The sequence below is a fragment of the bacterium genome, assembly GCA_031082185.1.
In the GTDB taxonomy this organism is placed as follows: domain Bacteria; phylum Sysuimicrobiota; class Sysuimicrobiia; order Sysuimicrobiales; family Humicultoraceae; genus VGFA01.
On the sequence record JAVHLI010000006.1, the window covers coordinates 23,233 to 48,736 of the forward strand.

Consider the following 25,504-nt stretch of genomic DNA (forward strand, 5'->3'; position numbering starts at 1 on the left):
GTCGGAGGTGATGACCCATGAGCGACATGGTAGCTCGTTCAACTGTCTACTTCGAGCCGGACCTACATCGAGCTCTGCGGTTGAAGGCTGCGCACACCCGACGCTCCGTATCCGAGCTTGTGAACGAGGCGGTCCGGCAGGCTCTCCAGGAAGACCAGGAGGATCTGGCCGCATTCGAGGAAAGGGCTGGCGAACCGATGCTCAGCTATGAGCAGCTCCTCAAGGACCTCAAGAAGCATGGGAAGATATAGGGTTGTCTTCCGAAGGTCCGTCGCCAAAGATCTGCGGGTATGCCCTAACCGCGACGTTCGGAGGATTCTCGCGACGATCGTTGCGTTGTCTGAAGAACCGCGGGCTGCGGGATCTGAGAAGCTCTCGGGGCAGGAGAAGTACCGGGTTCGTCAAGGAGATTATCGCATCATCTACGAGATTCATGACGAGGTAGTCGTCGTCGTAGTGGTGAAGGTTGGTCATCGACGAGAGGTACACCGGGGCAGCTTAGCTCGAGACCGCTGGGCTTGAAGGGAGGGAGTTCATGACGGAGCTTCTTGTTCTGGTCGTTATTGTCGTAGTTGCAGTGGTGCTCCTCGTTGCTGCAAAGGCAAAGTCCGGGGCTGGCTCGGAAGAAGGCCCGTGGCCCTTCTATGCAAAGAAACCTCTATCTGTACCAGAGCAGATCCTCTATTCTCGTTTGAGCAAGTCACTTCCCGAGCACATCGTTTTGGCCCAGGTCGGTTTGTCGCGCTTGCTCGGCGTTAAGAAAGGCAATAACTCTCAGGCGTGGCAGAATCGCATCAATCGCATGAGCTCCGATTTCGTCGTTTGCTCTAGAGACTCAAGCATTGTCGCTGTTATCGAACTTGATGATGCCTCCCATGAGCGAGAAGATCGGAAAGTTGCAGACGCAAAGAAAGAGAAGGCACTGGGTGCTGCAGGTATTCGTATCATTCGCTGGCAGGCGAAGTCGCTACCGGACGAGGCTGCTATCAAGGCAACTTTTCATGCCCAACAGCGCGCTCCAGCCGACACCCCTGTCTCCGCTTCGCTCCGGCAGGGCCGCGGCTGAGCTTTGTCGTTAGCCACCCCCCAGGTTCCCGTATTCGGAGGCCACGTTCCAGAGGGGGCAGTCCCGATGAGCGCACCTACCCTTCCTGTACCTGCTAGCGATGTCTGTAGACCGACAGTCCTGGCAGTCGGCGTCAAGGAGAGGAATGTGTTGCGGATCGGAAAAGAGGAGCATGCGCCATGAAGATCGCCCCACTTGCCGATGTCAAGGCCAAGCTCAGTGCGTACGTTGACACCTCTGAGAAAGAGGGTCCGGTCATCATCACTCGTAATGGAAGGGCAGTAGCCGTTCTGATTGCCCCCAAAGACGAGGATGACCTGGAGACTCTTGTTCTTGCCCGTTCTCCCCGCTTCCTAGCCAGGATCGAGAGGGCTCGACGCAGCATCCGTCAGGGTAAGGGCCTGACCGAGGCCGAATTCTGGAAGGCTGTCGAGGATCGCCAAGGATCGGCTAGGAAGGGCAAGTAGCCGCCTATGCAGCGGCCCAGCACCTATGAGGCCTCCTCCAGGATTGCCACGAACGGACCAACGCCCGGAAAGGTGATCAAGCGGCGCACCCGGGGATCGTCGCGGACAATCGTAAAGAGATCTCGACGCGCAATACGGTCTGGTCCGCACACAGTCCGTGGCTGCCATTCAGCGCTCACTGCTGTCGCTGTAGCGGGAAGGCGGGGAAGCCCTGTTCGGCGAACCGGGCCTAGAACTAGGGGACTTGATGCGCACCGACCTCACCGGCCGCGGCATCGTTAACATACTTGCCGCCGACCAACTCGTCCTGAAGCCTCATTTGTATTCGAGTTTCCTGCTGTGGCTGCTGTCGGAGCTGTTCGACGACGCTCCGCCGGCGCTGCGCCAGCGGGTGGAGCAGGTCGTCCGGATCATCCGGTCCAAGGGCGTGGGCGTGTACTTTTGTTCGCAGTTTCCGGACGACGTGCCAAACGACATTCTTGGCCAGCTCGGGAACCGCATCCAACACGCCCTGCGCGCCTACACGCCGCGTGACCAGAAGGCGGGTCGCGCCGCCGCTAGTCTGCGGGCGTCGCAGCGTTAGACGGCCGCAGGGACGGGCAGGTGCTCGTTGTGCAGCCGGGCGCCTGTTTTGAGGCCTGGCAGCACGGCGGGGCTGGCTGGTACACAAGGTGCGTCATCGCGGACGTGCCCGCTTCACCTCCCCTTGAAGATCGACAGCGGCAGGTATGCCGACACGATCCAGTTCGGCGCGTCCACCACCTCGCTGATCTTCAGGTCCACCGCCACGCTGCACAGCACGTAGGCGTCCTCGGGCGAAAGCCCGTAGGTGCGCCCCAGGTGGACGATCATCGCCCGCACCGCGTCCTTCGCGCACTGCATCAGATCGGGCCCCACGCCCGTCGTCGCGTAATACCCCAGCGCGTCGTGCCGGGGCGTGAGTGGGCCGGGCGTCTGGAACTGCGGGGCGGGGATGGTCAGCCCTCTGCGCACGCCGAAGCGCAGCGTGAACTCCATCGGACACTCGATGCCGGTCACGCAGACCTCGCCGTCGCCCTGCGCCGCGTGGCAGTCGCCGGCCGAGAACAGGGCGCCAGGGACCTGCACCGGCAGCAGCAGCCGCGTCCCCCTGTTGAGGTGGCGGATGTCCATGTTGCCCCCGAACGGTCCGGGCGGCAGGACGAAGTGCTCGCCGGGCTCAGCCGGCGCCACGCCCATCACCCCGCAGAAGGGCTGCAGCGGGATGATGAGATCGTCGCGCATCCGCGTCGTATGCCCGTCGGACAGATCCCAGTGGCGGATGTAGGGGCCGGGGAAGTCCTCCGCCAGCAGGCCCAGGGTGGGGATGATGCCCGTCCAGCCCCAGTCCAGCGGTCGCAGGTCGAGGATCTCGACCTCCAGCGCGTCGCCCGGCGTCGCCCCACGGACGGAGATCGGCCCGGCCAGGGGATAGATCCGATCAAAGTTGATGGAGGCCAGGACCGACGCATCGCATCCCGGCGTCACCTGGCCATCGGTTACGTCCTTGGTGCGGCAGGTGACGATGTCCCCGGGGTCGACCTCCAGGGCGGGTGGGAGGTCTTTGTTCCACTTGTAGTGGACCCTCTCGGGCGGAAGGACGTGCGTGCTCATGGGTGTCCTCCTGAGGGTGTCCCAAGGGGAGTTGATCTTTCGGGAGCAGCCCCCAGCGCCCACTACGCCGCCCTCACTTCCTTCCCCTGCATGTCAGACGAGGTCGTACGGCTCGATCCGGCGCGGCTAGTGCTGGGCTTGGCACCATGAAAATCGAACTTGCCAGTTTCGATTTTCATGGTATCGTAGAGGCATGATCCAGCGCCCCCGCTGGCTAGCCGAGATCCGCGCGGCCCTGAAACGGAGTCGGGTCACCGCCCTCGTGGGCCCCCGCCAGGCCGGCAAGACGACGCTTGCCCGCGAGATCGTGCCTCCGGACTCGCCGGCCTACTTCGACCTCGAAGACCCCACGAGTCTTGCGCGGCTGGCCGAGCCGATGACGGCCCTGGCGCCCCTCCGGGGGGTCGTGGTGATAGACGAGATCCAGCGCCGGCCCGACCTGTTCCCGATCCTTCGGGTCCTGGCCGACCGGCGTCCCCTCCCGGCGCGTTTCCTGATCCTGGGGAGCGCGAGCCCTGACCTGCTCCGCCAGTCGTCGGAGACTCTCGCGGGTCGGATCGAGACCGTCATCCTGAGCGGCTTCAGCGCGAACGAGCTGGGCGGTGGTGCCGCGACGCTCCGTCGGCTCTGGCGGCGCGGAGGCTTCCCGCCCGCCTACCTGGCACGTTCAGACCAGGCCAGCTACGTCTGGCGCCAGCAGTTCATCCTGACGTATCTCGAACGCGATCTGCCGCAGCTCGGCATCACCATCCCTGCCGCAACCCTGCTCCGGTTCTGGACGATGCTGGCGCACTACCACGGCGGCGTCTGGAACGCGGCCGAGGCGGCCCGATCCCTCGGTGTCACCGAGCCCACGGCGCGCCGTTACCTGGACATCCTCACGGGTCTGTTCATGGTGCGGCAGCTCCAACCTTGGCACGAGAACCTCAAGAAGCGCCAGGTCAAGTCGCCGAAGGTCTTCCTGCGCGACAGCGGCCTCTTGCACGCGCTCCTGGGACTCGCCTCCGAGCGGGAGATCCTGTCGCATCCGAAGGTCGGCGCCTCGTGGGAAGGCTTTGCCATCGAGGAGACCCTACGGGCGGTGCGGCCCGAGGCGGCCCACTTCTGGGCGACGCACACCGGCGCGGAGCTGGACCTACTGCTCTTCTTGGGCGGTCGCCGCTACGGCGTGGAGGTGAAGTTTCAGGACGCGCCGCGGCTTACGCCCTCGATGCGCATCGCACTCAAGGATCTCGACCTGACGCGCCTCACCGTGCTCTACCCCGGCGATCGGCGCTACCCGCTCGAGCGGCGCGTGGACGTGGTGCCGCTCGCGGAGCTCGCGACGCGTGGGGCCGACGCGCTGATCGCCGGCCCGAGCCAACCAACGCGGATGAAGTAGGACATGGCCGCCGCAACACGCCCGACCGCCTGTGGGGCACGGATGCCACGATGGCGCATACCCGAGCCGATCTACGACGCCTCAGGCCACTTCCATGGCGCGCTGCGCCGGCTGGGGATCGAGGCGTCCCCGGCGTTCGTCGGCGAGCCCCCCTGCAACGGGTGTGCCGATCTTGATGATCCGCGAACCCAAGAAACTGTCCGACTAACCAGGACCGGTGCGACTTGAACAACCACAACCAGACAAGAGGATAAGTTCTTATGCAACCGTCTCCCGTCGAATCAACTTCCTCCTGGTATACCCTGTCCAGCGAAACGGTGTTTTCTCGCCTGAGATCCACGCCCGCCGGGTTGACCGGGGCCGAGGCGGTTCCGCGCCTGGCGGAACATGGCCCGAACGAACTGAAGGCCGCCCGCCGTATCTCGCCGTGGCCGATTCTTGTTGGGCAGTTCAAGAATGTGCTGATTGTCATTCTTCTTGTGGCGACGGCGCTCTCCGCCTTCCTCGGGCACGGGATTGAAGCCATCGCGATTGCCGCCATCGTGTTGTTTGCCGTGCTATTGGGTTTTGTGCAGGAATACCGCGCCGAACGCGCCATCGAGGCGTTACGCCAAATGGCCGCGCCAACGGCAACCGCCATTCGCGATGGAGAGGAAGTTGAGATCCCAGCGCGCGACCTTGTGCCGGGCGATGTTGTCCTCTTGCGGGCAGGTGACAAAATCCCCGCCGACGTCAGATTGATAGAGGCCGTCAATTTGCAGGTCGAAGAAGGCGCGCTCACGGGCGAGTCTGTTCCAGTAGAGAAGCACGCCGCGCCTCTTGCCAACGGTGAATTGGCCCTTGGCGACCGCAAGAACATGGCCTATGCTGGCACAATCGCGACCTATGGCCGAGGCCGCGCGGTTGTCGTCGCCACCGGCATGAACACCGAGTTCGGCAAGATCGCCCAAATGCTGCAAACGGTTGAAACCGGCAAGACTCCGTTGCAGGAATACCTGGATAAGGTCGGTCGCACGCTGGCGTGGGGCGGCTTTGCAGTCGTGGGGGTCGTTGTGGCCCTTGGCCTGTTTCGTGGTCAATCCTTCATTGAGATGCTGATTTTCGGTATTGCTCTGGCCGTTGCCGTTGTCCCGGAGGCGTTGCCTGCGGTGGTCACGATTTCACTCGCTATCGGTGCGCAGAGGATGGTCAAGCGCAATGCGCTTGTGCGCCGCCTCCCGGCGGTTGAAACTCTCGGCAGCACTTCGGTTATCTGCTCCGACAAGACCGGCACGCTGACGAAGGACGAAATGACGGCCCGCAGGATATCTGTTGCCGGGCAAGTGCTGGATGTCTCCGGAGCGGGCTATGAGCCGCGCGGGCAGTTCTCGCGCGATGGCCTTACGGTTGAGCTCTCCAATCCGCTGAAACTGCTGTTGCGGGCCGCTGCGCTTGCCTCCGACGCGCACATCGTTCTTAGCGAGTCGGATGGCCGCTGGCGCGTCAAGGGCGACCCGACGGAGGGAGCGTTGGTAGTCGCCGCCGCTAAAGCCGGGCTGAACAAGGCGGACCTTGAGTCGCAATTCCCTCGGGTGAACGAAATCCCGTTCAGCTCCGAAACCAAACGCATGACGACGCTGCACGCCGGGCCCGAGGGTGTCGTTGCCTACTCCAAAGGCGCGCCGGAAGTCATACTTGCTTCCTGTACTCGGCAGTTGACGGCAAAGGATGAAGCGGCGCTCGACGCCGCGGGCCAAGAGGCGATTCTGGAAACAGCCCGCCGGATGGCAAGCGAGGCGTTGCGTGTGCTGGCGGTGGCCTCCAAGCCGAACGCAACATTGGAAAACGCCGAGCGCGAAATGACATTCCTCGGATTGGTGGGCATGATTGACCCGCCGCGCCCCGAGGCGAAGGCCGCGATTCAGACGTGCGAGCAGGCCGGCATCAAGCCGGTGATGATTACCGGCGACCACCCGCTGACCGCGCAGGCCGTGGCCCGCGAACTGGGCCTGCTCAACACCGGCCGCAGTGTCACCGGCGCGGAACTGGAGGCGATGAGTGAGGCCGAGTTTGAGCGCGCGGTAGAAAGCATCGAGGTCTATGCCCGCGTTTCTCCGGCGCACAAGTTGCGCGTGGTCACGGCCCTGCAAAAGAAAGGTCACATTGTCGCGATGACGGGCGACGGCGTGAACGACGCGCCCGCGCTCAAGAAGGCCGACATCGGCATCGCGATGGGCATCACCGGCACGGACGTGACCAGAGAGGCCGCCGACATGACGCTCACCGACGACAATTTCGCTTCCATCGTGGCGGCGGTGGAAGAGGGGCGCGGCATTTTCGGCAACATCAAGAAGTACCTAATGTTTCTACTTTCGTCCAACATCGGCGAAATCGGCCTGCTGGGCACGGCCTCGCTCATTGGACTACCCTTGCCCTTGAGCGCCGTGCAAATCCTGTACGTCAACCTGGCTACCGACGGCCTGCCTGCTGTGGCACTAGCGGTAGACCCGCCCGAACCTGACCTCATGCGCCACAAACCGCGCAACCCGCGAACCGGCATCTTCACCCGGCCTGTCGTGAGTCTCATGGTGGTGGGGGGTGTATGGTCGGCGGCGGTCAACTTGGGCCTGTTTGTTTGGGCATTGAGTTCTGGACGTAGTCTTGAAGAATCAATGACGATGACCTTCGTTTCGCTGGTGTTGATTCAGTTCTTCAAGGCATACAACTTCCGCTCTGACCGCCATTCGGTGCTGGACCGTCCATTTGCCAACAAATGGTTGAACTTGGCTATTGTGTGGGAGTTGGTGCTATTAGCCCTAATCGTTCACGTGCCTTTCCTGCATGAGCCGTTTGGCACGTTTAGCCTACCGCTGATTGATTGGGCCATCGTCATCGCTTTGGCCTTCACAGTTTCGCCGGTGCTGGAGATGGCGAAGTGGATGGAGAGGCGCGGATGGTTTGGGAAGATGAGCTAGGGGCGTTTTCAGGGCGTTGCCACAGTTACACGTCGTGCTCAAGACCGCTGACATGCAGGGGAAGGAAGTGAGGGCAGCGTCATGAGGATCCTCTTGTCCGTCCTCGCGGTGCTGCTGCTTGGCGGTGTTGGCGTGCTGGCATTCTGCAACTATCGCTGGCAGACCAGAACCGCGGATCAAGTTGCGCGTGTGAACGGTGCGACTGCCGGCTTGCCGACTGCCGCGTACTCCGCAGCCGAGATTGATGGCCTTCCGGCCCCTGTGCAGCGTTACTTTCGCGCAGTGCTGCGCGACGGGCAGCCGATAGTACGCCGCGCGCGGCTCAAGCAAGAGGGCGACTTTCTCATCAAGCCCAAGGAGAACGTCTGGGGACCCTTCACCGCCACGCAGACCGTTGGCGTTAAACCGGCGGGGTTTGTGTGGGACGCACGCATTCGCATGGCGCCCGGAATTGCCGTGCGGGTGCGCGATTCGTTTGTAGACGGTCGCGGCTACATGCACGCCAGCCTGCTGGCCACGGTGCCGTTGGTCGCGGTGGAGGGTACCCCAGGCATCGCGGCCGGCGCGTTGCAGCGCTATCTGGCAGAGGCGGTTTGGTACCCGACTGCCCTGTTGCCCTCCCAAGGGGTGGCGTGGTCGGCGATTGACGGCTCGAGCGCGCGCGCAACCCTGAGCCTTGCCGGCGTCAAGGTGTCGCTCGACTTCCGCTTCGGCAATGACGGTCTGATGCAAAGCATCTACGCTGCTGATCGCCCCCGCAACGTAGACGGCCGCGACGTTCCCACCCCTTGGCGGGGGCGCTGTTTTGAGTACCAGGAACGTGGCGGCATGCGCATCCCAGTGCGCTGCGAAGTCGAGTGGATATTGCCGGAAGGCCCGCAGGCTTACTGGAGGGGCCGCATTACCGAGGTCTCATATGAATAGCAGGCCAGAAGGTGAACTAACCGCTGAACTCAAACGCTGCACCGCTCGAGAAGGAGGCTTACCATGAGCAGATTGGCGAAGACGGTATTCGCGTTTGGAGTCTACCTCTGCGCCGTTGGCATCATCCTTGTTCTCAGCCCGAACACCCTGCTTGCCGTCCTTGGGATTCCCACTACCACGGAGGTGTGGATCCGGGTCCTCGGAGTCGTCGTGGGTGTGCTCGGCGGGTATTATGTTCAGGCCGCACGGCATGAGCTGATCCCATTCTTCCGTGCCACGATCTGGGGCCGGGCCATCGTATTCCTGCTGTTCGGAGCCTTCGTTGTGCTAGGCCTGGCTCGGCCGACGCTGGTTCTCTTCGGCGTCATTGACCTGCTCGGTGCCCTATGGACCGCCGCGGTGCTATCATCCCAACCTCGGGCGGTCTAACAAGCGCGTCCACGCTGGGGCTTGAGGTATGGGAGGTTACTCCATGAAGGTCTACACGTATTCCGAGGCGCGGCAGCGTCTCGCCAGTCTGCTTGATCAGTCGCGACGAGAGGGGAAGGTCCAGATCCGCCGCCGGGACGGGCAGCTGTTCGTCCTGCAGCCGGTCGCCACACTGGGCCCTCCTCTGGATGTCCCGGCAGTGAAGGCCAATCTTCGGCCCGGCGAGCTCGGGGATCTGACCCGGGAGGGCCACGCGGCGGATGCGCAACATTAGGCCTGACCGCAAGAAGGTGTTAACGCTTGACGATATTACCGTATTGCGTTATCATCAGATGCGATGATTCGAACATTTCGCGATCCTGAAGCTGAGCGCGTCTTCGCGCGCGAGCGTTCGAGACACCTCTCACCAGATCTGCAGCGGGCGGCGTACAAGAAGTTGGCCGTTCTTCATGCTGCAGGTTCGATCAAGGATCTGCGGGTGCCGCCAGGCAATCGTCTAGAGAAGCTCTCAGGGGACCGGGCGGGGCAGCACAGCATACGCATAAATGAGCGCTGGCGCATCTGCTTTGTCTGGCGGGATGGGGATGCCTACGACATAGAGATCGTTGACTACCATCGAAGGAGGTAGAGATGGTGGCTAAGAAGCTGGCGCCGGTTCATCCCGGCGAGATACTGATGGAGGAGTTCCTGGAGCCGATGGGCATTTCCCAGTATCGGTTGGCGAAGGACACGGGCGTGCCGCCCCGACGGATCAACGAGATCGTCCATGGCAAGCGGGCGATCAGCGCCGATACGGCTCTGCGGCTGGCACGATACTTTGGGATGACCGAGACATTCTGGCAGAATCTGCAGGCGCACTACGACCTGGAGGTCGAGAAGGATCGGCTGGGCCGGCGCCTGGAGAAGGAAGTCGGTGTCTATGCTCGGGTTGGATAGCTGGAGGTCGTCATGGCGCTGATGACACGAGATGACTACATCGAAAGCCTGCGAAGGATGAAGAAGCGCGTCTTCATCCTGGGCCAGGAGGTCGAGAACCCGGTTGACCACCCGCTGATCCGGCCGTCGCTCAACGCATGCGCGATGACCTACGATCTGGCCCAGGATCCTGAGCATGCCGGCCTGATGCTGGCTACCTCTAACCTAACGGGCCAGACGGTCAATCGGTTTACGCACCTGCACCAGAGTGCCGCAGACCTGGTGGCGAAAGTGAAGATGCAGCGCCTGCTTGGGCAGAGGACGGGTTGCTGTTTCCAGCGCTGTGTAGGTATGGACGCGTTCAACGCGGTGGATTCGGTGACCTACGAGATGGACCGGGAGCTGGGGACGGAGTATCACGCCAGGTTTCGCCGGTACCTACAGCATGTGCAGGAGCACGACCTGGTGGTGGACGGCGCGATGACGGACGCGAAAGGCGACCGGCGGCTGAAGCCTTCACAGCAGGCCGACCCGGACCTGTTCGTGCACATAGTGGAGAGAAGGCCCGATGGCATCGTGGTGCGTGGCGCAAAACTCCACCAAACCGGAGCCCTGAACGCACACGAGATCATCGTCATGCCAACACAGACGCTCTCGGAGGAGGACCAGGACTATGCCGTAGCGTTTGCGGTCCCGGCGGACGCCCCAGGCATTCTCATGGTCTGCGGACGGCAGCCGTCGGACACGCGCAGGCTAGAAGGCGGCCAGATTGACGTGGGCAACCGCGAGTTTGGCGGGCACGAGGCGGTGATCATCCTGGACGATGTGTTCGTCCTTTGGGAGCGGGTCTTCATGGCCGGCGAGCATGCCTTCAGTGGGCTGCTCGTTGAGCGGTTTGCCGGCTATCATCGCCAGAGCTATGGCGGCTGCAAGGCAGGCGTGGGTGACGTGATGATCGGAGCGGCGCAGTCGCTGGCCCAATACCAGGGCACGGATAAGGCATCGCATGTCAAGGACAAGATCGTCGAGATGATCCACCTCAACGAGACGATGTACGCGTGCGGCATCGCGTGCTCAGCGGAAGGCAGGCCGACGGCCTCCGGCACCTACCTGATCGATTCGCTGCTGGCGAACGTGTGCAAGCTCAACGTGACCCGCTTCCCGTACGAGATCGCACGCCTGGCACAGGATATTGCAGGCGGCCTGCTCGTCACACTGCCGTCGGAGAAGGACCTGGCCCATCCCGTCGTGGGCCCCTACCTAGTGAAGTACCTGCGCAGCGTGGACCGCTACACGACGGAGGAGCGCTGCCGGATGCTGCGGCTGCTGGAGAACCTCACGCTTGGGCCGGGTGCGGCGGCCTATCTCACGGAGTCAATGCATGGGGCCGGATCGCCGCAGGCGCAGAGGATCATGCTGGCGCGGCTCGCCGACCTGGAGGAGAAGATGCGGTTGGCGCGGAGGCTGGCGGGAGTCAAGGAACGGCCCGTGAACACCATTCAGAGGGCCGCGAGAGGGTAATCATGTTCAAGCAGTTTAAGGTTATCGTGGAGAAACACCCTTTTCACATTGAGAGCTTCGGCAAAGAGGTCTTGGAGGGCGACGCTCAGGCTGCTCTACGCTACGGACCGTTCTGACCCAGACAGGATTGACGCGAGAGACTTTCCTTTTGTTCTGCTACCCCTTCGCCTGGGCCGCCAGTTTTGGCCTCTTGCTCGATTTCCGTGGACTGTTATAATACGTACCGTGATACGATCCTTCGCGAATCGCGGGACCGAGGACGTGTTTGACGGTGAGGACAGCAGACGGGCCCGGTTAGTCTGCCCCGCCGTGCTGTGGCCCATTGCGAGGCGAAGGCTCGATCAGCTGAACCGGGTTCGTGAGCTGAGGGAACTAGCTGTTCCTCCGGGCAATCGGCTTGAGCGGCTCCGCGGCGATCGTCCGGGGCAGTACAGCATTCGGATCAACGACAAGTATCGCATCTGCTTCGTTTGGGAGGATGGACATGCCGGCAACGTCGAGATCGCTGACTACCACTAGGTCTCGGCCCAAAGGACATCGCCACGTGAGGGAAGCCGCACTCATAGGCCGGCGGCTTCCGTCGCGTCGTCCCCCCACGCACCCGGGGGAGATGCTGCTCGAGGAGTTCCTGAAGCCTCTGGGCATCAGCCAGTCTGCGTTTGCGATCCGACTTGGGGTGTCGTTTCCGCGTCTGAACGAGGTCATTCGCGGGAAGCGGGGTGTCACCCCGGATACCGCGCTACGTCTCGCGAGGGTACTGGGTATGTCCGCGGATTTCTGGCTGGGCCTTCAGCAGGACTGGGATCTCTGGCACGTCATGCGCGGTCGCGACGCAGTCGCAATTGGCCAACTCAAGCCGCTCGACGGCCAAGGATGAGAGGCGAGCGCCTGGGACTGTTCTGAGCGCCCGCTATCCCTTCGCCGACGCCGGCAGCTTGGATGCGGCCACCGCCTTGACGACCATCCAGCCGATCACGCCCGCCCCGGCGACGAAGGCGATCAGGAACACTATGAGCGGGCTCCACTGTACGTTGACCTGCTCGGCGGCCAGATCAAGATACCTGCGAAGCTCCGCGTTCTGCAGCACCTGGCGGCTGATCGCGTTCAGCGCCATGACTCCCACCTGAGCTAGGCCGGTGGCGAACGCCAGCGGCCGCGTAACCTTCCTGCGCTGAGCCAGGATCAGCAGCCAGGGCAGGCCCGGGCCCAGGGCGGTCAGGGCCGTCAGCACCACCAGGGAGCCGCCGAACATCATCTGGCGCAACTCCGGGGACCATGTTCCGAACGTGTACCACGTGCCCATCAGGGCGAACCAGGCCGCGCCCGCTGTGTAGAGTCTCAGCGCGAAGCCGGATACCCACCGTCGGTACGCGTCGCTCTCCTTAGCCGCGAAGAAACCCGCGTCCACCACCAGGTAGGCCGCCGTCGTTGTCAGCGCCAGGCCAAACATCATCAGCCAACGGGGCCACAGTGTCGGGTCGGCGACGTTGAGCGCGATCCCCAGCGGCGCGCCTGCCACGCTCGTCTTCTGCCACAGCGCCGGCCACCCGGCCAGGTTGGTCATCAAGCTGAAGCCGTTGGCAAAGACAAAGCTGATAGTGATGAACAGCAGCGCTCCAATCCATCCGGCCGTGCGATGAACCGGCGCGAAGCGTCCCGTGCGGAGCCCTATGGCGTAGAAATAGACGCCGTAGTAGGCCGGGATGAGCATGAGGATGATGCTGAACCACGGCCAGGCCATCAGGATGGTGGCAGGGAAGAACACCTTGTAGTACGCGACCTGGATGAACAGCAAAGGGACGATCCCGAAGTTGATGCCCAGCGCAATGATGATCGGCATCTGGTTCATGAGGCGGTTCGAGCAGGTCCGGGCATGCTCGCCGCGCGTTCGCAGGAGCATCGCCAGCAGTATCCCGGCGAACCACAGGTTCATCGGTATCGTGTGTAGCGTGAATCCCAGCACCTTGAAGAACACCGTGAACCAGTAGGGTGATGGGACTCCCAGCGGGCTGTCGGGTCCTAATAGACGGGTTGGATCCATCTTCCCCTCCCTACCGCATCCCTTCCGGACGCGGCAGCGCGATTGACGCCAGGTACTTCACCAGCATCTCCGTTTCCTCGGGCGTACCCACCCACGGCGGCATGAAGATGTTCACATCTCCCAGGTGCGGGACGGTGCTCCGGATGATGTCCGGCGTCCAGCCCCGCATGAGGTGTCCGACCGCCGAGTATCCCGCCGTTGTGGAGTGGCAGTTGTTGCAGGCGTACTGGAAGATCAGGTGGCCCAGCCGCACCTGGTCGGGCTCGGATAGCCCGCTCAGCTTCTCCCGAACGATCTTAGTCCCGTCCATCACCTGGGGATACTGCGAGGCAACGAAGGCCTTGGTCCAGGTGCCGCTCTCCAGATAGCCGACCTTGCGCACCTGGGGAAGCTGTTCGGTCAACAACTGGTTGCCCATCACGATGTTGTAGACGATGTATGGCTTGCGGACGGCCTCACGGATGAACTCACCGGTGCTGAACGCGCCCACCCCGAAGATGAAGAGCAGGATCGCAAAGCCCGGGGATAGCCACCCGGGGTTGCGGTACGGTCCTAAGTACAGCATGACGAACACGATGGCCGTGGTGGCAAAGATCAGGGTCGTGAGCACGGTCAGGACGCCGGAAGCCATCAGGGCCGCCCGGGCCGACTCGGGTAGGAACGCGTACCATCCCGCTCCGCCGATCAGGATCAGGACGGACCCCAGCAGCCCGGGACGGGCCGATCGCTTTGCGACCAGATCGCGCAGGGCAGGATCCTTGATCTTGAACGCCGCGTGCAGGTACACGTACAGCGTCGCCAGCAGGATCGCGCCCCCTGTGCGCGCCAGCACCTGGGGCACGAACTGCGGGTTGAACAGGCCCACCCAGAAGTTCTTGTTCTCGAGCCATGCGCCGGGGTTGAGCATGAAGCCGGTGATTCCGGTGATCAGCACCAGACTCAACCAGGCCGAGCCCGCGTAGATCCACCCCATGGTCTGGTGGGTCTTCGGGTCCGGCCGGGCCCAGTAGTAGTAGAAGATGAAGGCGGCGACGATCTCGACGATGAAGGTCACGTACTCCATCGCCCAGCCGAAGACAAAGATGTGGATCAGCGTCCTGGTGGCCAGAGGGGAGGCCAGGCCGATCGTCCACCAGATGCCGACGCCGGTGATGGCGCCGTAGACCACCGTGAGCAGTATGAAGAACCACGCGTGCTGCTTCAGGTAGGCGAGGTAGTGCCGGTTGTGTGTGCGGTAGGCGTGTCGCACCTCGACCGCCAGGAACAGCCCGCCGCCCACGGCGTAGTGCGCTACCAGCACGTGCAGCACCGCGATTGCGGCGATGAGCATCGGGGACGTAAGAAGCGGAACGTACCACCAGGGATAGTGCACGCCGATCCCTCCCCTCAACTCCTGTGGGATTCGACCTGCCTTCTGCTCGTACCTCCGAACCCGGCCACATGCCCCCGGCTACTCGAACTTGAACAACAGGATCCCCACGATGAAGAACGCAACGCCAAATCCGACGAGCGCGATCGCCTGCGGCAGCACCTCCGCCAGCCCCAGGCCGCGCGTGATGATGTTCACGAACCCTGTCATGGCCCATCCCTGGGGCACGGCATAGGCCAGGGTCTGCATGTACCGCGGCGTGACCTCTATCGGCCACCAGGCCCCGCCCAGCATCGCGGGAATGATGGTCACAACCGGAAATAGCGTGGACGCCTGCGCCTCGGTGCGGACGACCGCCGCGAGCATGACACCGAGCCCGGTGGCCGCGAAGAGGTATGCTGCCACGAGCAGGGCGAGCGCGGCAGGGTCCTGTCCCCAGTTCACGCCGAGCAATCCCCAGCCCACGATGATCAGGATGCCCATCTGAACGATGCCCTGCAGGTAGATCCCGGCGATCTTGCCTCCCAGGATGGATGCCCGCAGCGTCGGAGTGGTCATCAGCCGCGCCAGCGTGCCGTTCTGGCGCTCGACCACAAGGGTGGCCGCGCTCATCGCCGCGGCCATCATGACGAACATCACAGCAAAGCCCGGCGAGGCCTGCTCCATGCCCATTGGAAGCCGCTGTCGCCGGTCGGTGGTGAGGGCGCTTGCGACCTCCACGTTGACGGTCACAGGGGGAGTGGGCGACCAGCGGCTGTCGGCCCGATCAATGGCGCGGCGGCGCACAGCCGGTCCCAGCGAGGGGTCCTGCGTCTCGCGCACGGCCAGCGCCGCGGTGAACTCGCCCGCGATGGCGTCCACCGCCAGGCGCATCGCCACCTCGCGCACGATCTCGGTGACGAGCATGGGCGGGCCCCGGCGTGGGTCGAACCGCACGCTCACGTCGGCGTCCTTGCCCGTGTTGATGCGGGCGGCAAACCCTTTGGGTATGAATATGACGGCGGCGACGCGCCCATCCTCGAGCAGCGCCCTCGCCTCCACCCCGGTGGTCTTCCGAAGGCCGACCGTGGGCTCCTTTCCAAGACGCTCAGCGAAGAGCCGCGAGTACGTGCTGTCGTCCTCGTCGGCGACCGCCACCGGCGTGCGCGCGCCGGCGGCGCCTTCTCCAAAGACGGCGCCCACCAGCACGGTCATCAACAGAGGCATCGCCAGCCGCCAGAGCAGCGCGCCGCGATCGCGCGCGGTGATGGTCAGCGACAGCAGCGCAATCGCCCAGGCCTTGCGCAGGGCGGTCACGTTGCGCTCACCGGAACCGCAGCCTCCACGCCCCCACGGTAAGGAACACCACGCACATGGCGAGCAGCGCCAGCAGCGGCTGCCAGATGGCCACGGGGGTCTGTGCGCCGGCCATGATGGCCAGGAATCCGTCGAGGGCCCAGCGGTTGAAGGTCAGCCGGCTGACGTATTCCAGCCACGGCGGCATGAAGTACACAGGGAACATCGCGCCGCCCAGGAACGACATGGGCAGGATGATGGCCGGTGCCAGCGACTCGACGGCCTCGGGGGTGCGGGCCAGGGCGGCCAGGAACGTGCCCAGCCCGGCCGCGGCCAGCGCCGTGGCGCCGATCATTACGAACAGCAGCAGCGGAGAGCCCCACCGGACCTTGTAGAGGACCGACGTGAAGAGAACAAGCAGACTGAACTGTACCAAACCCGTCAGGAAGGTGGCCAGGAGCTTGCCGGCTATGATGTCGGAGGAGCCCGTGGGGGTTGTGCGCATGCGCGCGAGCGTGCCCTCGCGCCGCTCGACCAGGATGCTCTGGCTCGCCATGCTCACCCCGAAGAGCAGGTACATGACACCCATCCCCACGGCGTAGTAGTCAATGGCCGCGGGGAAGCGGGGCCCACTGCCGCGTTCCTCGGCGATCGCCACGGCCTGGCGGCCCGTGAACTGCTCGACGTCCTTCAGCCATGACGGAATGGCCGCGACGACCGTGGCCGGGGTCATGATGCGTTCGACGATGAGCGTCTCGGCCGCCACCGTGATCGCCACCTGCCGCTTGACCACCTCCGCGCCGAACCGGTTGACGATGCTGTTGACGATGCCGGCCCGGATGCTCTGGGCCGGGTCGGTGTAGAGCGTCAGGCGCGCAGGGCGCCCGGTCATTACCGCCTGCGAGAATCCTCGGGGGATCACCAGCCCGGCGGCCCGGCGCCCGCGCATAACCAGGTTTCGGGCATCCGCGGGCTGGCCGGCGTGGTCCACACGCAGCATCCGACCGATCTCTCCGGTCCCGAGTACCTGCTCCACCAGCAGCCGCGCGATCTCGCCCTGGTCCTGATCCACGACCACCACAGGGATGCGTTGGAACTCGGCGGTGCCCTGCCACATCGGGTTGAAGACTAGCCCCAGGATGAAGATGAGCACCATCGGCATGGCGAGCAGCACTACGAGGGCGCGCCGGTCGCGCGCGCGGATGCTGAGATCCTTCGCGGCGATGAACAGGGCCTTGCTGGTCACGGTTCAGTCACGGAGTCCCTTGCCGGTGAGGTGGAGGAAGAGACTCTCAAGGTTGGGCTCCCGGACCTCGATAGCCAGGATCGGCACGTCGTGCGCCACGAACTGCGTCACGATCTGCGGCAGCAGCCGGCGGCCCGTCGTGGTCAGCACCTCGAGCCGGTCCTCGCGCATCCGCACATCGTCCACCCCCGGAAGCGCGCGGAGCGACGCGGGCAGCTCGGCGCCAAGCCGCGCCGCGTGCGTGGCTATGCTGATCAGGTCGCGCTCCCCGACCTGCAGGCGCAGCTCCTCCTGGGTGCCCATGGCGATGATCTGGCCCGCGTCCATGATCGCGATCCGGTTGCAGAGGAACTCGACCTCCTCCATGTAGTGGCTGGTATAGAGGACGGTGAGGCCATCGCGGTTGAGCTGCTTCACGGTCTCCAGGATGTTGGTGCGCGACTGGGGATCCACGCCGACGGTTGGCTCGTCGAGCATCAACAGCCGGGGCCTGTGGAGGAGGCCTACGGCGATGTTGACGCGGCGCTTCATCCCACCTGAATAGGTGTCAATGCGCTCGCCGGCCCGGTCGCGCAGGCCCACGACATCGAGTACCTCCTCGATGCGGCGCGCGGCTTCCTCGCCCGCGACCTCGTACATGCGCGCCCAGAAGCGCAGGTTCTCTCGCGCGGTGAGGGTTGGGTAGAGGGCGATCTCCTGCGGGACCACGCCGATCGCCCTGCGGACCGCCATCGGATCCCTGCGTATACTGCTCCCTGCGATCGACGCGTCGCCGGAGGTGGGCTCCAGCAGGCAGGCCAGCATGCCGATGGTGGTGGTCTTGCCGGCGCCGTTGGGGCCGAGCAGCCCGAATGCCTCGCCGCCTCGCACTTCGAACGAGACCCCGCGGACTGCGGCGTGCCCATCGTAGTGTTTGACAAGGTTCTGGGCGGCGACAAGGGCGTCCATGGGCTTCCTATTCCGCGGGGGAGGTTTGCGTCCCTGGTGGATGGTGGCCGGGTACCTGGAGAGGTCGCGAGCCGCCGGCAAGCCGAAGAGGCAGGGTGCGGGGCGCGGGCCGCTGAAGTACCGGACGGTGAATCCCGCCTCACGCGCACCCAGAAATCCGCCTTGAGTCTCTTCCTCAAGGGGATCATCATCGGCTTCTCGATCGCCGCCCCTGTTGGGCCGATTGGCGTTCTGTGCATCCGACGCACGCTTGCTGACGGCCGGGCGGCAGGGCTAGTCTCCGGCCTGGGCGCGGCCACGGCCGATGCGGTCTACGGCGCGATCGCCGGATTCGGGCTGACGTTCGTATCAGGCCTGCTGATCGGTCACCAGGCCTGGCTCCGCCTGGCCGGTGGCGTCTTTCTCGTCTACCTCGGTGTGAGAACGTTCTCAGCGACTTCGGCCTCCGAGGGGCCGTCTCGGACTGGCGCCGGTCTCCTGCGCGCCTACGCATCCACGTTCCTGCTGACCCTGACGAATCCCATGACGATCCTCTCATTTGCGGCGATCTTTGCGGGGCTGGGGTTGGCGAACGCGGCCGGGGGTTACACGACGGCAGGGGGCTACGGCGTGGCTGGGAGTTACACCACGGCCGGAGCGCTCGTGGCAGGGGTGTTCCTCGGCTCGGCTGCCTGGTGGCTGATCCTGAGCGGCAGCGCCGGCGCCGTCCGATCGAAGGTCGGTCCTCCGGGGATGCGCTGGATCAACAGACTCTCGGGGTGCATCATTGCCGCGTTCGGCCTTGCTGCGTTCATCAGCCTGATCCGATGAAACCCGATCCGATGAAACCACACACCCTCTGGCGGCACCGCGATTTCCTGCTGCTGTGGACCGGGCAGACGATCTCGGTCTTCGGGAGCCAGTTCACGCACCTGGCTGTGCCGCTCATCGCCGCGATGATCCTGAAGGCCTCGCCGGCGCAGATGGGCATCCTCTCGGCGGTCGTGACCGCGCCTTTTCTGCTGATTGGCCTCTTTGCCGGGGTATGGGTGGACCGCTGGCCCCGCAGGCCGGTTCTGATCACCGGGAACGTGGGCCGCGCGCTGGTGCTGTCGGCGATCCCGATCGCGTACCTGGCCGACGCGCTCAGCATGCCGCTGCTCTACACGGTTGGGTTTCTGACCGGCGTCTTGACCGTGTTCTTCGACGTCGCCTACCAGGCGTATCTGCCGTCCCTGGTTGGCCGCGCACATCTCGTGGAGGGGAACAGCAAGCTCGAGGCCAGCCGCTCGACCGCCCAGATCGCCGGACCGGGGCTCGCCGGCGTCGTCGTCCAGATTGTCTCGGCCCCGATGGCAATCGTTTTCGACGCCCTGTCCTTCTTGGTCTCCGGTCTGTTCATCGGGCTGATCAGGCAGTTGGAGCCGGCGCCTGAGTCTGTCCGAGCGCCCATGCTGGGCGAGATTCGCGAGGGACTCGCGGTGGTCTTCGGAAACCCGATGCTTCGTGCGATTGCCGGTTGCACCGGCACCTCGAACTTCTTTGCCTCTGTGGCCGGCGCTCTCTACATTCTCTTTGTCACGCGCGAGCTGGGGATGAAGCCGGTCGCGATCGGTGCCGTCTTCAGCCTGGGCAGCCTCGGGGCGCTGGCAGGTGTGCTGCTCGCAGGATCACTCGCTCGGCGGCTGGGCATAGGCCGCGTGATCGTGGCCGCGCCGCTGATCTCAGGTCTGGGATTCGTGCCGGTGGTGCTGGCTACCCCGGCGCTGGCGGTTCCGCTGCTGACGCTGGGCGCGCTGGTCTCTAGTTTCGGGTACCCCATCTACAACATCAGCCAGGTGAGTTTGCGCCAGGCGATCACACCGCACCGGCTGCAGGGACGGATGAACGCCACGATGCGGTTCCTGGTCTGGGGTACGATGCCGCTGGGCGCGCTGGCCGGCGGCGCCCTGGGTCAGGTTCTGGGGCTGCGCCCGACGATCGCGATTGCCGCGGCCGGGGCGGCGCTGGCGTTTGTGTGGGTGTGGCGCTCGCCGGTGCGGGCGCTCAGGCAGATTCCCGAGCCACCCGGGCCGGCAGATTAGCCAACTTTTCCGCCACCGCGCTTGGCGATGTACCGAACCCCTGGCACGTTGGCGAAGTCAGCGTCTTGGCTCCACAGGGTTGCGCCTGAGGCACGCGCGGTTGCCAGCATGATGCTGTCCGCCATTGGGATTCCCAGGTCAAGGCCAATGCGAGCAGCCGCCAAAGCCAGGGGCGCGGTGAGCTCAATGACTGTGCTTTGCAGCATAACCGCAACGGCCTGAAGCGCCTCCCCTTCGCCGCGCTGCCGAAGGACCTGCTTGAAGACCTCGTAGAGGCTCAGGGTGGGAACCAGAAGCTCCGCGGGTGCCTCGATGGCTTTCGCGAAGAACTTGGCATTCGGGCCTTCTGCGAAGTACTCGAGCCAGCCTGAGGAATCGACTACGTTCACACGCGGTCCCGTTCACGGGGCACATCGGTGTCAATTCCCCTGAGGAAGCCCTTCATCTCGCGAACCGGCCGCACAGGAACTAGCTCGATGCGGTCTTGGTAGAGGATGGCCTGAACTTTCTGGCCGGGCCTTAGCTTCAGCTTGTCGCGGATGCCCTTTGGGATCACGACTTGGAATTTCGGCGAGATTGTTACGGTTTCCATCGGCGGCCCCGATCGATCAGTTTATCGTATTACAGCTATTCTATCGATCCCCGGCGAAATCGGCAAGACTCCTCGCAGGGGTAAGGCCTTCGCCGGGACTACCAACCCTTGATCCACATCTCCTCATCCTCGTACACCTTCTCGCCCTCGGCCCGGGCTTCTTCGGCGTCCAGCTCGATCATCCGCCCGGGATTCTCTGCGCCGAGCACCTCCTTGTAGAACTCGTGCTGGATGAGGAGGCTCATAATCTCGTTGGTCCCGGTCCAGATCTGGATGAGCCGGGTGTCCCGTATCATCTTCTCGAGGGGGAAGACGTTGGTGTATCCGATTCCTCCGACGATCTGCATGGCGAGATTGGTCACCTCCCAGGCCGTGTCGGTGGCGAACTTCTTGGCCTCGCTCACCATGCGCCGGGCAGTCGGCCGGCCTTGATCCACGGTTCGGGCCGCGGCCTGCGTGAGCGCCCGGGCCGCGTCGAGCTTTGTGATGGCGTCGGCGATCTTGAAGCTCACTCCTTGAAAGGCCCGAATCTTCTGGCCGAAGGCCTTGCGCCGATTGCTGTACCGGACGGCGACCTCCAGGGCGGCACGGGCCATTCCCAAGGATCCTCCGGCCGAGGTCATCCGCTCGGGAATCATCATCTGGTTGAAGATGGCAGCCCCCTGGTTGAGCCCGCCCACCAGGTTCGCTTCGGGCACCTGCACGTCCCGGAACAGCAGTCGGCCTGTACCGCCTCCTCGGGTTCCCATGAGCTTGTAAAGGTACTTGGCCTCCACGCCCGGGAGGTCCCGCTCAATCAGGATCAGGCTGATGCGCTCGTGGGGCTTACCGGCCGGATTCGTGTTGCAGTACACGAGGAAGAAGTCCGCGGACGCCGCTCCGACGACGAAGCGCTTCTGTCCCCTCACCTTGAAGGCCCGGTCCTTCAACTCGGCCGTCGTCGTGGCGCCGAAGAAGTCGGATCCTCCCCTGGGTTCGGTCAGGGCCTCAGCAGAGACGAGATCTCCTTTCAGCATGGGCTTCAGGAACTTCTCTTTCTGCTCATCGGTCCCGAAGCGTACGATCGCCTCCCCCACGATGGACGGCATGGAGAAGGCGCAGCCGAGCGAGGTGCCCAGGACCCCGATCTCCTCGTGCGCCGCGATCTCCGCGGTCCAGCCGAGACCCCGGCCCCCGTACTCCTTTGGGAAGCGCAGACCTAAGAGATTCCGGTCTCCCAGCGCCTTCACGTACTCTCTGGGATATGTGATCTCGTCGCGATCCATCTTTTGTAGCAACTCTGAGGAGACTCCATGCTTCACGAACTCGCGGATCTCCCGGCTGAGAGCCCTTTCTTCGTCGTTCAGGAAGACGTCCTGTAGCATGGTTCACCCCCTAGGGTTCCCTACCCCTTTTCCCATTGTGCAACGGCACCAGGCACCGGCCGAAAGAGCGGGTGCGGCAGAGGGCGCTTCACGTGAGCAAATTGGGCCCGCCGCTTCGGATCGCGCGTTCGCAGTTTCTCCATCAAGTGCCGCCATTCGAACTCAAGCTGTCCGCGCGTAACGGTGATTCGGCCGCGAGCTCGTGAGCGGCTGATCTTGCCGGCCGTGAAGTTGTGGCCACGACCGGCCGCTTCCTCCAGGACGGCTCGCAAATAGTCGGCGATGAAGCCGACGGGAAGGGATTGCGCTTGAAATCGAGCAAGTTGAGGGTGATGGGTGTATCCTTTGGTCTTCTTCCGCAGAACAGCTTGAGCAAGAAGTGCTTCCCGCCACAGCGCAACCAGCCCGCGGGTGTCGAGGTATTTGGGATGTAGACTCCAGATTCGCATAGCAGTCGCCTATGCAAACCAACCCCCACGAAGACGCTACCGGCGAGTAGGTAACGCATGACAATGCTTCGACCCCACTCAGCGCCGGCTGGGTTCGCGGTGCCCTGAGCTCTGTCCTGCCTTAAGGTGGCCCCATCTTACGCAAGGCGGTAGAGATGGGCGCGGATCAAACCACTAATGGTACTTTGGTCCGCGCCGCGCTCGGAAGAAGCGGTTGTCCGGCAGCTATCTCTTCACGACTATTCCTACGCCGGGACTGGAACTGCGGTGGCTGACGCTATCTCACAACACCCCAGGATTCAGCCGCCACACGGCCCACGAGAGGGCGCCTGCGAAGCTGACCCAGGCCAGGTAGGGGACGAGCAGCGCCCCGGCGAGCGGGCGCACCCTCCAGAAGGTCCAGAGCGCTGCTGCTACGAGGATCCAGAGAACGGTGATGTCAAGGACTGCGGCGCTTCCTGAGCGCCAGGCGAAGAACAGCCACGTCCACAGAGCATTGACGAGTAGCTGAAGGCCGTAGAGGACAAGGGGCAGGCGGGCGGCGCGCCAACCACTGGCGCGAACGACCATCCACGCTGCGAGGGCCATCAGCAGGTACAGAAGAGTCCATACGGGTCCGAAAACCCATGCCGGAGGCGCCCACGACGGCTTCACGAGCGCTTGATAGAACTCCGGCGCGCGGGCCGAGGCGACCCCACCGATCCCTGCAGCCAGGGCGGTGAAGGCGACAATGGCGCTGAGCGTGCATAGCCCCCGGGGGCAGGTGGAAGCGCGATCCTCAATCGAATCCAACGTATTCCCTCCCTCCACAAGATACGATGCCGTGTTGCCCAACGCTCCCGCTAGCAGGCGCGCACCGCTCCTGCGCGCGTCCGGGCTGAGCGGGAAGTTAGACGTGCATTCACGCGCCTGTTCTTAGTGACGGTCGCACGTGCGGCGTCCCTGAATGCACCAAGCTGCGCCTTCGTAGGACGCGCGGACACCAGCGTCCCATTGCTCATGGGGTCCCCAGCTTATACAGTTTGACAGCGTTTTCTCGAAGGACTTTCCTGGCTATACCCACGGCCTCCTCATAGGTAATCTCGTTGTCACGCATCATTTCTGTGAGCGCAAGCGCCAATGCCTGTCGGGAGCTGCGGGTCCCCATGCAAGTGAATTCTTCCCAATTGAGGAAGGGCATGTCCGGATCGAGTTCAAAACCATCGGTTCCGAAGAGGACCTTGTCGGGAGCGACTTCCAACCAACTCCGTATCACCTGGCTGAGTTCTCGCGGATAAACGAGAAATGCGATGGCTGAGAAATCTGCATAGACATTGGGCTTAAGGAGCATGGCCGCGGTTTGCTTGGCAAACGGCCAGCCCCCATGGACGATGACAAAACCGGTTTTGCGCAACGCCGGATCGTTGAAGACCGATTCCAGCAAGATGGGGTTCGAGGTGACTACATCGAAGTACATACCGATGCCAAAGCCCGTATGGATGTGGACGGCCATGTCCAATCGCCCGGCTTCACGGGAGATATAGCGAAACAGGTAGTCCTGCAGCGTCTTGTATTCGCCTGCCGTCGGTTTCCCTCCCGTGGCATATTGGTCATATACGCGCTTTGCCTGTTCCGCTGGCGGATTGGAAATATCCAGCGTGCGCACATAGGCTGTCAGGAACTTGACCGCCACCGCGCCTCCGTGCTTCTGACGTTCCATCGTAGGGGTAACAACCCCGGTCAGATATCCCTCCAGGCTGGGCGGTAATCGGCTCAATCCCAGGTCTGTCAAATGGGTCTTCAGTAAACGCTCCAGACTGCCATATGAGGTAACAAGATCGGATCTCGCTTTTCGCACTTCTTCATTCGAGAGCGGGAACATCAAGGCGTCGGCGTAAGGGACCCAGCGAAAGCGGGGAACGGGTAGGCTGCGGTCCATGACGACGCGATTGGCAAGCATGGTCTCAATGCCTATCTTGTCCAGGATCCAGGTGGGATAGTTGTTGGCCTGCTCACGCATGATCCGCCGTTTGACCTGGACCAACTCATGAGCAAGCTCTTTTGTAGCAGCGCCGCGAGGGAGTCCATAGAGGGCTTGCCAAACAGGGATGAATTCCGGGCTTTTCGGCCGCAGCCGAAAGGGAACAAGCGGCATCTCAGCCCCGGGATCAGTGCCGGCGGTTTCTACGGCGTGATAGCTCAGCGCGCCCCATTCGGTATCGCGCTCACCTTCTTTGAGTGCCCGCAACGGATGGGCATGATTGTCAATGGCCTTCATTGCGGCTATTGCTGTCACAAGTGCAGGGGTGGGGGTTGTCTGCGCCCGTAGCAGATACGCAAAGGCGAAACCCAGGAGGATGCAAAACGCCAACACGAAAAGCATCTTCTTCATTCATCCCGCCTCCCTGTGCTTGTTGAGGACACAATAGCGCGCCAATCATCATCACGGCAACACCCCTCACTCAGGCAACCCCGCCGGTTGCAGGTTTGGCGCGATGAGTTCGTCGCCGGGCATCGAGAGTTGAAGGGCAAGCCCCTGGCGTTTGAAGAACACCGGCTGAAAGAGGCCGAGCACAAGATCGGAGATCTGATGATGGAGAGCGAGGCCCGCCGGGCGGTGGCCCGTAACGGGACTCTAGATCCCTCCCAGGAAGCCGTTGAGGTGAGCGAGCAGACCGGGGTGGCGCTGGCCCGCGTCTGCCGGACGCTCGCCGCGCCGCGCTCGACGACATACGCACGCCGAGGTCGGGCTCTGGAGTCATGCGGGGCACTCCCTGACCGGGTACCGCAGGGCCCAGGCCGCCGGCCAAGTATGATGAGCTGCTGGCGATGATTGGCGTAGGCGCCACAAAGGCCTTCATCGATTCTCCCTCCGGGGATGGCGATAAC

General features: G+C 63.6%; 29 protein-coding genes and 1 pseudogene. 18 read left to right on the forward strand and 12 right to left on the reverse strand.

The genetic code is table 11. The features are described from left to right. Positions 1-17: 17 nt before the first annotated feature. The 5 genes and pseudogenes from RDU83_07315 (at position 18) to RDU83_07335 (ending at position 2,092) form a co-directional block, all read left to right on the forward strand. Positions 18-251 carry a CopG family transcriptional regulator gene (locus RDU83_07315; protein ID MDQ7840822.1) on the forward strand — a complete coding sequence of 78 codons (234 nt, stop codon included), beginning with the start codon at positions 18-20 and terminating at the stop codon, positions 249-251. Beyond that, a complete protein-coding gene (locus tag RDU83_07320; protein MDQ7840823.1) occupies positions 238-522 on the forward strand; it encodes a type II toxin-antitoxin system RelE/ParE family toxin in 285 nt (94 codons plus the stop codon). The genes RDU83_07315 and RDU83_07320 overlap by 14 nt, the downstream gene beginning before the upstream one ends. Before the next feature lie 13 nt (positions 523-535). Continuing rightward, positions 536-1,066, forward strand: a complete 531-nt coding sequence (locus RDU83_07325) for a DUF2726 domain-containing protein (GenBank protein ID MDQ7840824.1) — start codon at positions 536-538, stop codon at positions 1,064-1,066. A 179-nt stretch (positions 1,067-1,245) separates the two neighbouring features. Beyond that, positions 1,246-1,533, forward strand: coding sequence for a type II toxin-antitoxin system Phd/YefM family antitoxin (locus tag RDU83_07330; GenBank protein MDQ7840825.1), 288 nt, complete (start codon positions 1,246-1,248; stop codon positions 1,531-1,533). 115 nt (positions 1,534-1,648) lie between these two features. Continuing rightward, a pseudogene (locus RDU83_07335) lies at positions 1,649-2,092 on the forward strand (DUF853 family protein). Positions 2,093-2,229: 137 nt separating this feature from the next. Here the strand turns inward: RDU83_07335 and RDU83_07340 are convergent. Beyond that, on the reverse strand, positions 2,230-3,165 hold the full coding sequence (locus tag RDU83_07340; GenBank protein MDQ7840826.1) for an acetamidase/formamidase family protein: 936 nt from the start codon (positions 3,163-3,165) through the stop codon (positions 2,230-2,232). Between the two features lie 193 nt (positions 3,166-3,358). On the opposite strand from RDU83_07340, the gene RDU83_07345 reads away from it, so the two are divergent. The 10 genes from RDU83_07345 (at position 3,359) to RDU83_07390 (ending at position 12,166) form a co-directional block, all read left to right on the forward strand. Continuing rightward, complete coding sequence (locus RDU83_07345; GenBank protein ID MDQ7840827.1) at positions 3,359-4,546, forward strand: ATP-binding protein; 1,188 nt, start codon at positions 3,359-3,361, stop codon at positions 4,544-4,546. Between the two features lie 260 nt (positions 4,547-4,806). Further along, positions 4,807-7,500, forward strand: a complete 2,694-nt coding sequence (locus RDU83_07350) for a cation-translocating P-type ATPase (protein MDQ7840828.1) — start codon at positions 4,807-4,809, stop codon at positions 7,498-7,500. An 81-nt stretch (positions 7,501-7,581) separates the two neighbouring features. Then, a complete protein-coding gene (locus RDU83_07355) occupies positions 7,582-8,424 on the forward strand; it encodes a hypothetical protein (protein MDQ7840829.1) in 843 nt (280 codons plus the stop codon). 63 nt (positions 8,425-8,487) lie between these two features. Further along, positions 8,488-8,853: a hypothetical protein gene (locus RDU83_07360; protein MDQ7840830.1), complete on the forward strand. Its 366-nt coding sequence runs from the start codon at positions 8,488-8,490 to the stop codon at positions 8,851-8,853. A 43-nt stretch (positions 8,854-8,896) separates the two neighbouring features. Continuing rightward, on the forward strand, positions 8,897-9,127 hold the full coding sequence (locus RDU83_07365) for a type II toxin-antitoxin system Phd/YefM family antitoxin (protein ID MDQ7840831.1): 231 nt from the start codon (positions 8,897-8,899) through the stop codon (positions 9,125-9,127). Between the two features lie 63 nt (positions 9,128-9,190). Beyond that, complete coding sequence (locus RDU83_07370) at positions 9,191-9,481, forward strand: type II toxin-antitoxin system RelE/ParE family toxin (GenBank protein MDQ7840832.1); 291 nt, start codon at positions 9,191-9,193, stop codon at positions 9,479-9,481. 2 nt (positions 9,482-9,483) lie between these two features. Beyond that, positions 9,484-9,789 (forward strand): HigA family addiction module antitoxin, encoded by a 306-nt coding sequence (locus tag RDU83_07375; GenBank protein ID MDQ7840833.1) that lies wholly within the window; start codon positions 9,484-9,486, stop codon positions 9,787-9,789. Between the two features lie 12 nt (positions 9,790-9,801). Next, a complete protein-coding gene (locus RDU83_07380; protein ID MDQ7840834.1) occupies positions 9,802-11,289 on the forward strand; it encodes a 4-hydroxyphenylacetate 3-hydroxylase family protein in 1,488 nt (495 codons plus the stop codon). A 261-nt stretch (positions 11,290-11,550) separates the two neighbouring features. Then, positions 11,551-11,808 carry a type II toxin-antitoxin system RelE/ParE family toxin gene (locus RDU83_07385; GenBank protein ID MDQ7840835.1) on the forward strand — a complete coding sequence of 86 codons (258 nt, stop codon included), beginning with the start codon at positions 11,551-11,553 and terminating at the stop codon, positions 11,806-11,808. 25 nt (positions 11,809-11,833) lie between these two features. After that, on the forward strand, positions 11,834-12,166 hold the full coding sequence (locus RDU83_07390) for a HigA family addiction module antitoxin (GenBank protein MDQ7840836.1): 333 nt from the start codon (positions 11,834-11,836) through the stop codon (positions 12,164-12,166). 33 nt (positions 12,167-12,199) lie between these two features. On the opposite strand, the gene RDU83_07395 is transcribed toward RDU83_07390, so the two are convergent. The 5 genes from RDU83_07395 to RDU83_07415 form a co-directional block, all read right to left on the reverse strand. Then, positions 12,200-13,330 carry a hypothetical protein gene (locus RDU83_07395; GenBank protein MDQ7840837.1) on the reverse strand — a complete coding sequence of 377 codons (1,131 nt, stop codon included), beginning with the start codon at positions 13,328-13,330 and terminating at the stop codon, positions 12,200-12,202. Between the two features lie 10 nt (positions 13,331-13,340). Beyond that, on the reverse strand, positions 13,341-14,702 hold the full coding sequence (locus RDU83_07400; GenBank protein ID MDQ7840838.1) for a cytochrome ubiquinol oxidase subunit I: 1,362 nt from the start codon (positions 14,700-14,702) through the stop codon (positions 13,341-13,343). A 78-nt stretch (positions 14,703-14,780) separates the two neighbouring features. After that, a complete protein-coding gene (locus tag RDU83_07405) occupies positions 14,781-15,995 on the reverse strand; it encodes an ABC transporter permease (protein MDQ7840839.1) in 1,215 nt (404 codons plus the stop codon). Positions 15,996-16,002: 7 nt separating this feature from the next. Beyond that, complete coding sequence (locus RDU83_07410) at positions 16,003-17,220, reverse strand: ABC transporter permease (protein MDQ7840840.1); 1,218 nt, start codon at positions 17,218-17,220, stop codon at positions 16,003-16,005. 3 nt (positions 17,221-17,223) lie between these two features. Continuing rightward, entirely contained in the window at positions 17,224-18,168 is a 945-nt protein-coding gene (locus RDU83_07415) for an ABC transporter ATP-binding protein (GenBank protein MDQ7840841.1), read from the reverse strand. A 162-nt stretch (positions 18,169-18,330) separates the two neighbouring features. Here RDU83_07415 and RDU83_07420 point away from each other — a divergent pair, with 162 nt between their 5' ends. Next, entirely contained in the window at positions 18,331-18,978 is a 648-nt protein-coding gene (locus tag RDU83_07420) for a LysE family transporter (protein ID MDQ7840842.1), read from the forward strand. A gap of 11 nt (positions 18,979-18,989) precedes the next feature. After that, positions 18,990-20,231: an MFS transporter gene (locus RDU83_07425; GenBank protein ID MDQ7840843.1), complete on the forward strand. Its 1,242-nt coding sequence runs from the start codon at positions 18,990-18,992 to the stop codon at positions 20,229-20,231. On the opposite strand, the gene RDU83_07430 is transcribed toward RDU83_07425, so the two are convergent. From RDU83_07430 to RDU83_07455, 6 genes are all read right to left on the reverse strand, one after another. Then, on the reverse strand, positions 20,228-20,620 hold the full coding sequence (locus tag RDU83_07430; GenBank protein MDQ7840844.1) for a type II toxin-antitoxin system VapC family toxin: 393 nt from the start codon (positions 20,618-20,620) through the stop codon (positions 20,228-20,230). The genes RDU83_07425 and RDU83_07430 overlap by 4 nt on opposite strands. Beyond that, positions 20,617-20,823, reverse strand: a complete 207-nt coding sequence (locus tag RDU83_07435) for an AbrB/MazE/SpoVT family DNA-binding domain-containing protein (protein MDQ7840845.1) — start codon at positions 20,821-20,823, stop codon at positions 20,617-20,619. Before RDU83_07435 ends, RDU83_07430 begins: the two co-directional genes overlap by 4 nt. 98 nt (positions 20,824-20,921) lie before the next feature. After that, entirely contained in the window at positions 20,922-22,187 is a 1,266-nt protein-coding gene (locus tag RDU83_07440; protein MDQ7840846.1) for an acyl-CoA dehydrogenase family protein, read from the reverse strand. A 20-nt stretch (positions 22,188-22,207) separates the two neighbouring features. Beyond that, on the reverse strand, positions 22,208-22,636 hold the full coding sequence (locus tag RDU83_07445) for a pyrimidine dimer DNA glycosylase/endonuclease V (GenBank protein MDQ7840847.1): 429 nt from the start codon (positions 22,634-22,636) through the stop codon (positions 22,208-22,210). A 282-nt stretch (positions 22,637-22,918) separates the two neighbouring features. Then, the gene (locus RDU83_07450) at positions 22,919-23,368 is read right to left on the reverse strand and encodes a TspO/MBR family protein (GenBank protein ID MDQ7840848.1); all 450 of its coding nucleotides are present in this window, start codon (positions 23,366-23,368) and stop codon (positions 22,919-22,921) included. Between the two features lie 265 nt (positions 23,369-23,633). Then, positions 23,634-25,007: an amidohydrolase family protein gene (locus RDU83_07455; protein ID MDQ7840849.1), complete on the reverse strand. Its 1,374-nt coding sequence runs from the start codon at positions 25,005-25,007 to the stop codon at positions 23,634-23,636. Between the two features lie 87 nt (positions 25,008-25,094). On the opposite strand from RDU83_07455, the gene RDU83_07460 reads away from it, so the two are divergent. After that, positions 25,095-25,448: a hypothetical protein gene (locus RDU83_07460; GenBank protein MDQ7840850.1), complete on the forward strand. Its 354-nt coding sequence runs from the start codon at positions 25,095-25,097 to the stop codon at positions 25,446-25,448. Positions 25,449-25,504 lie beyond the last annotated feature (56 nt).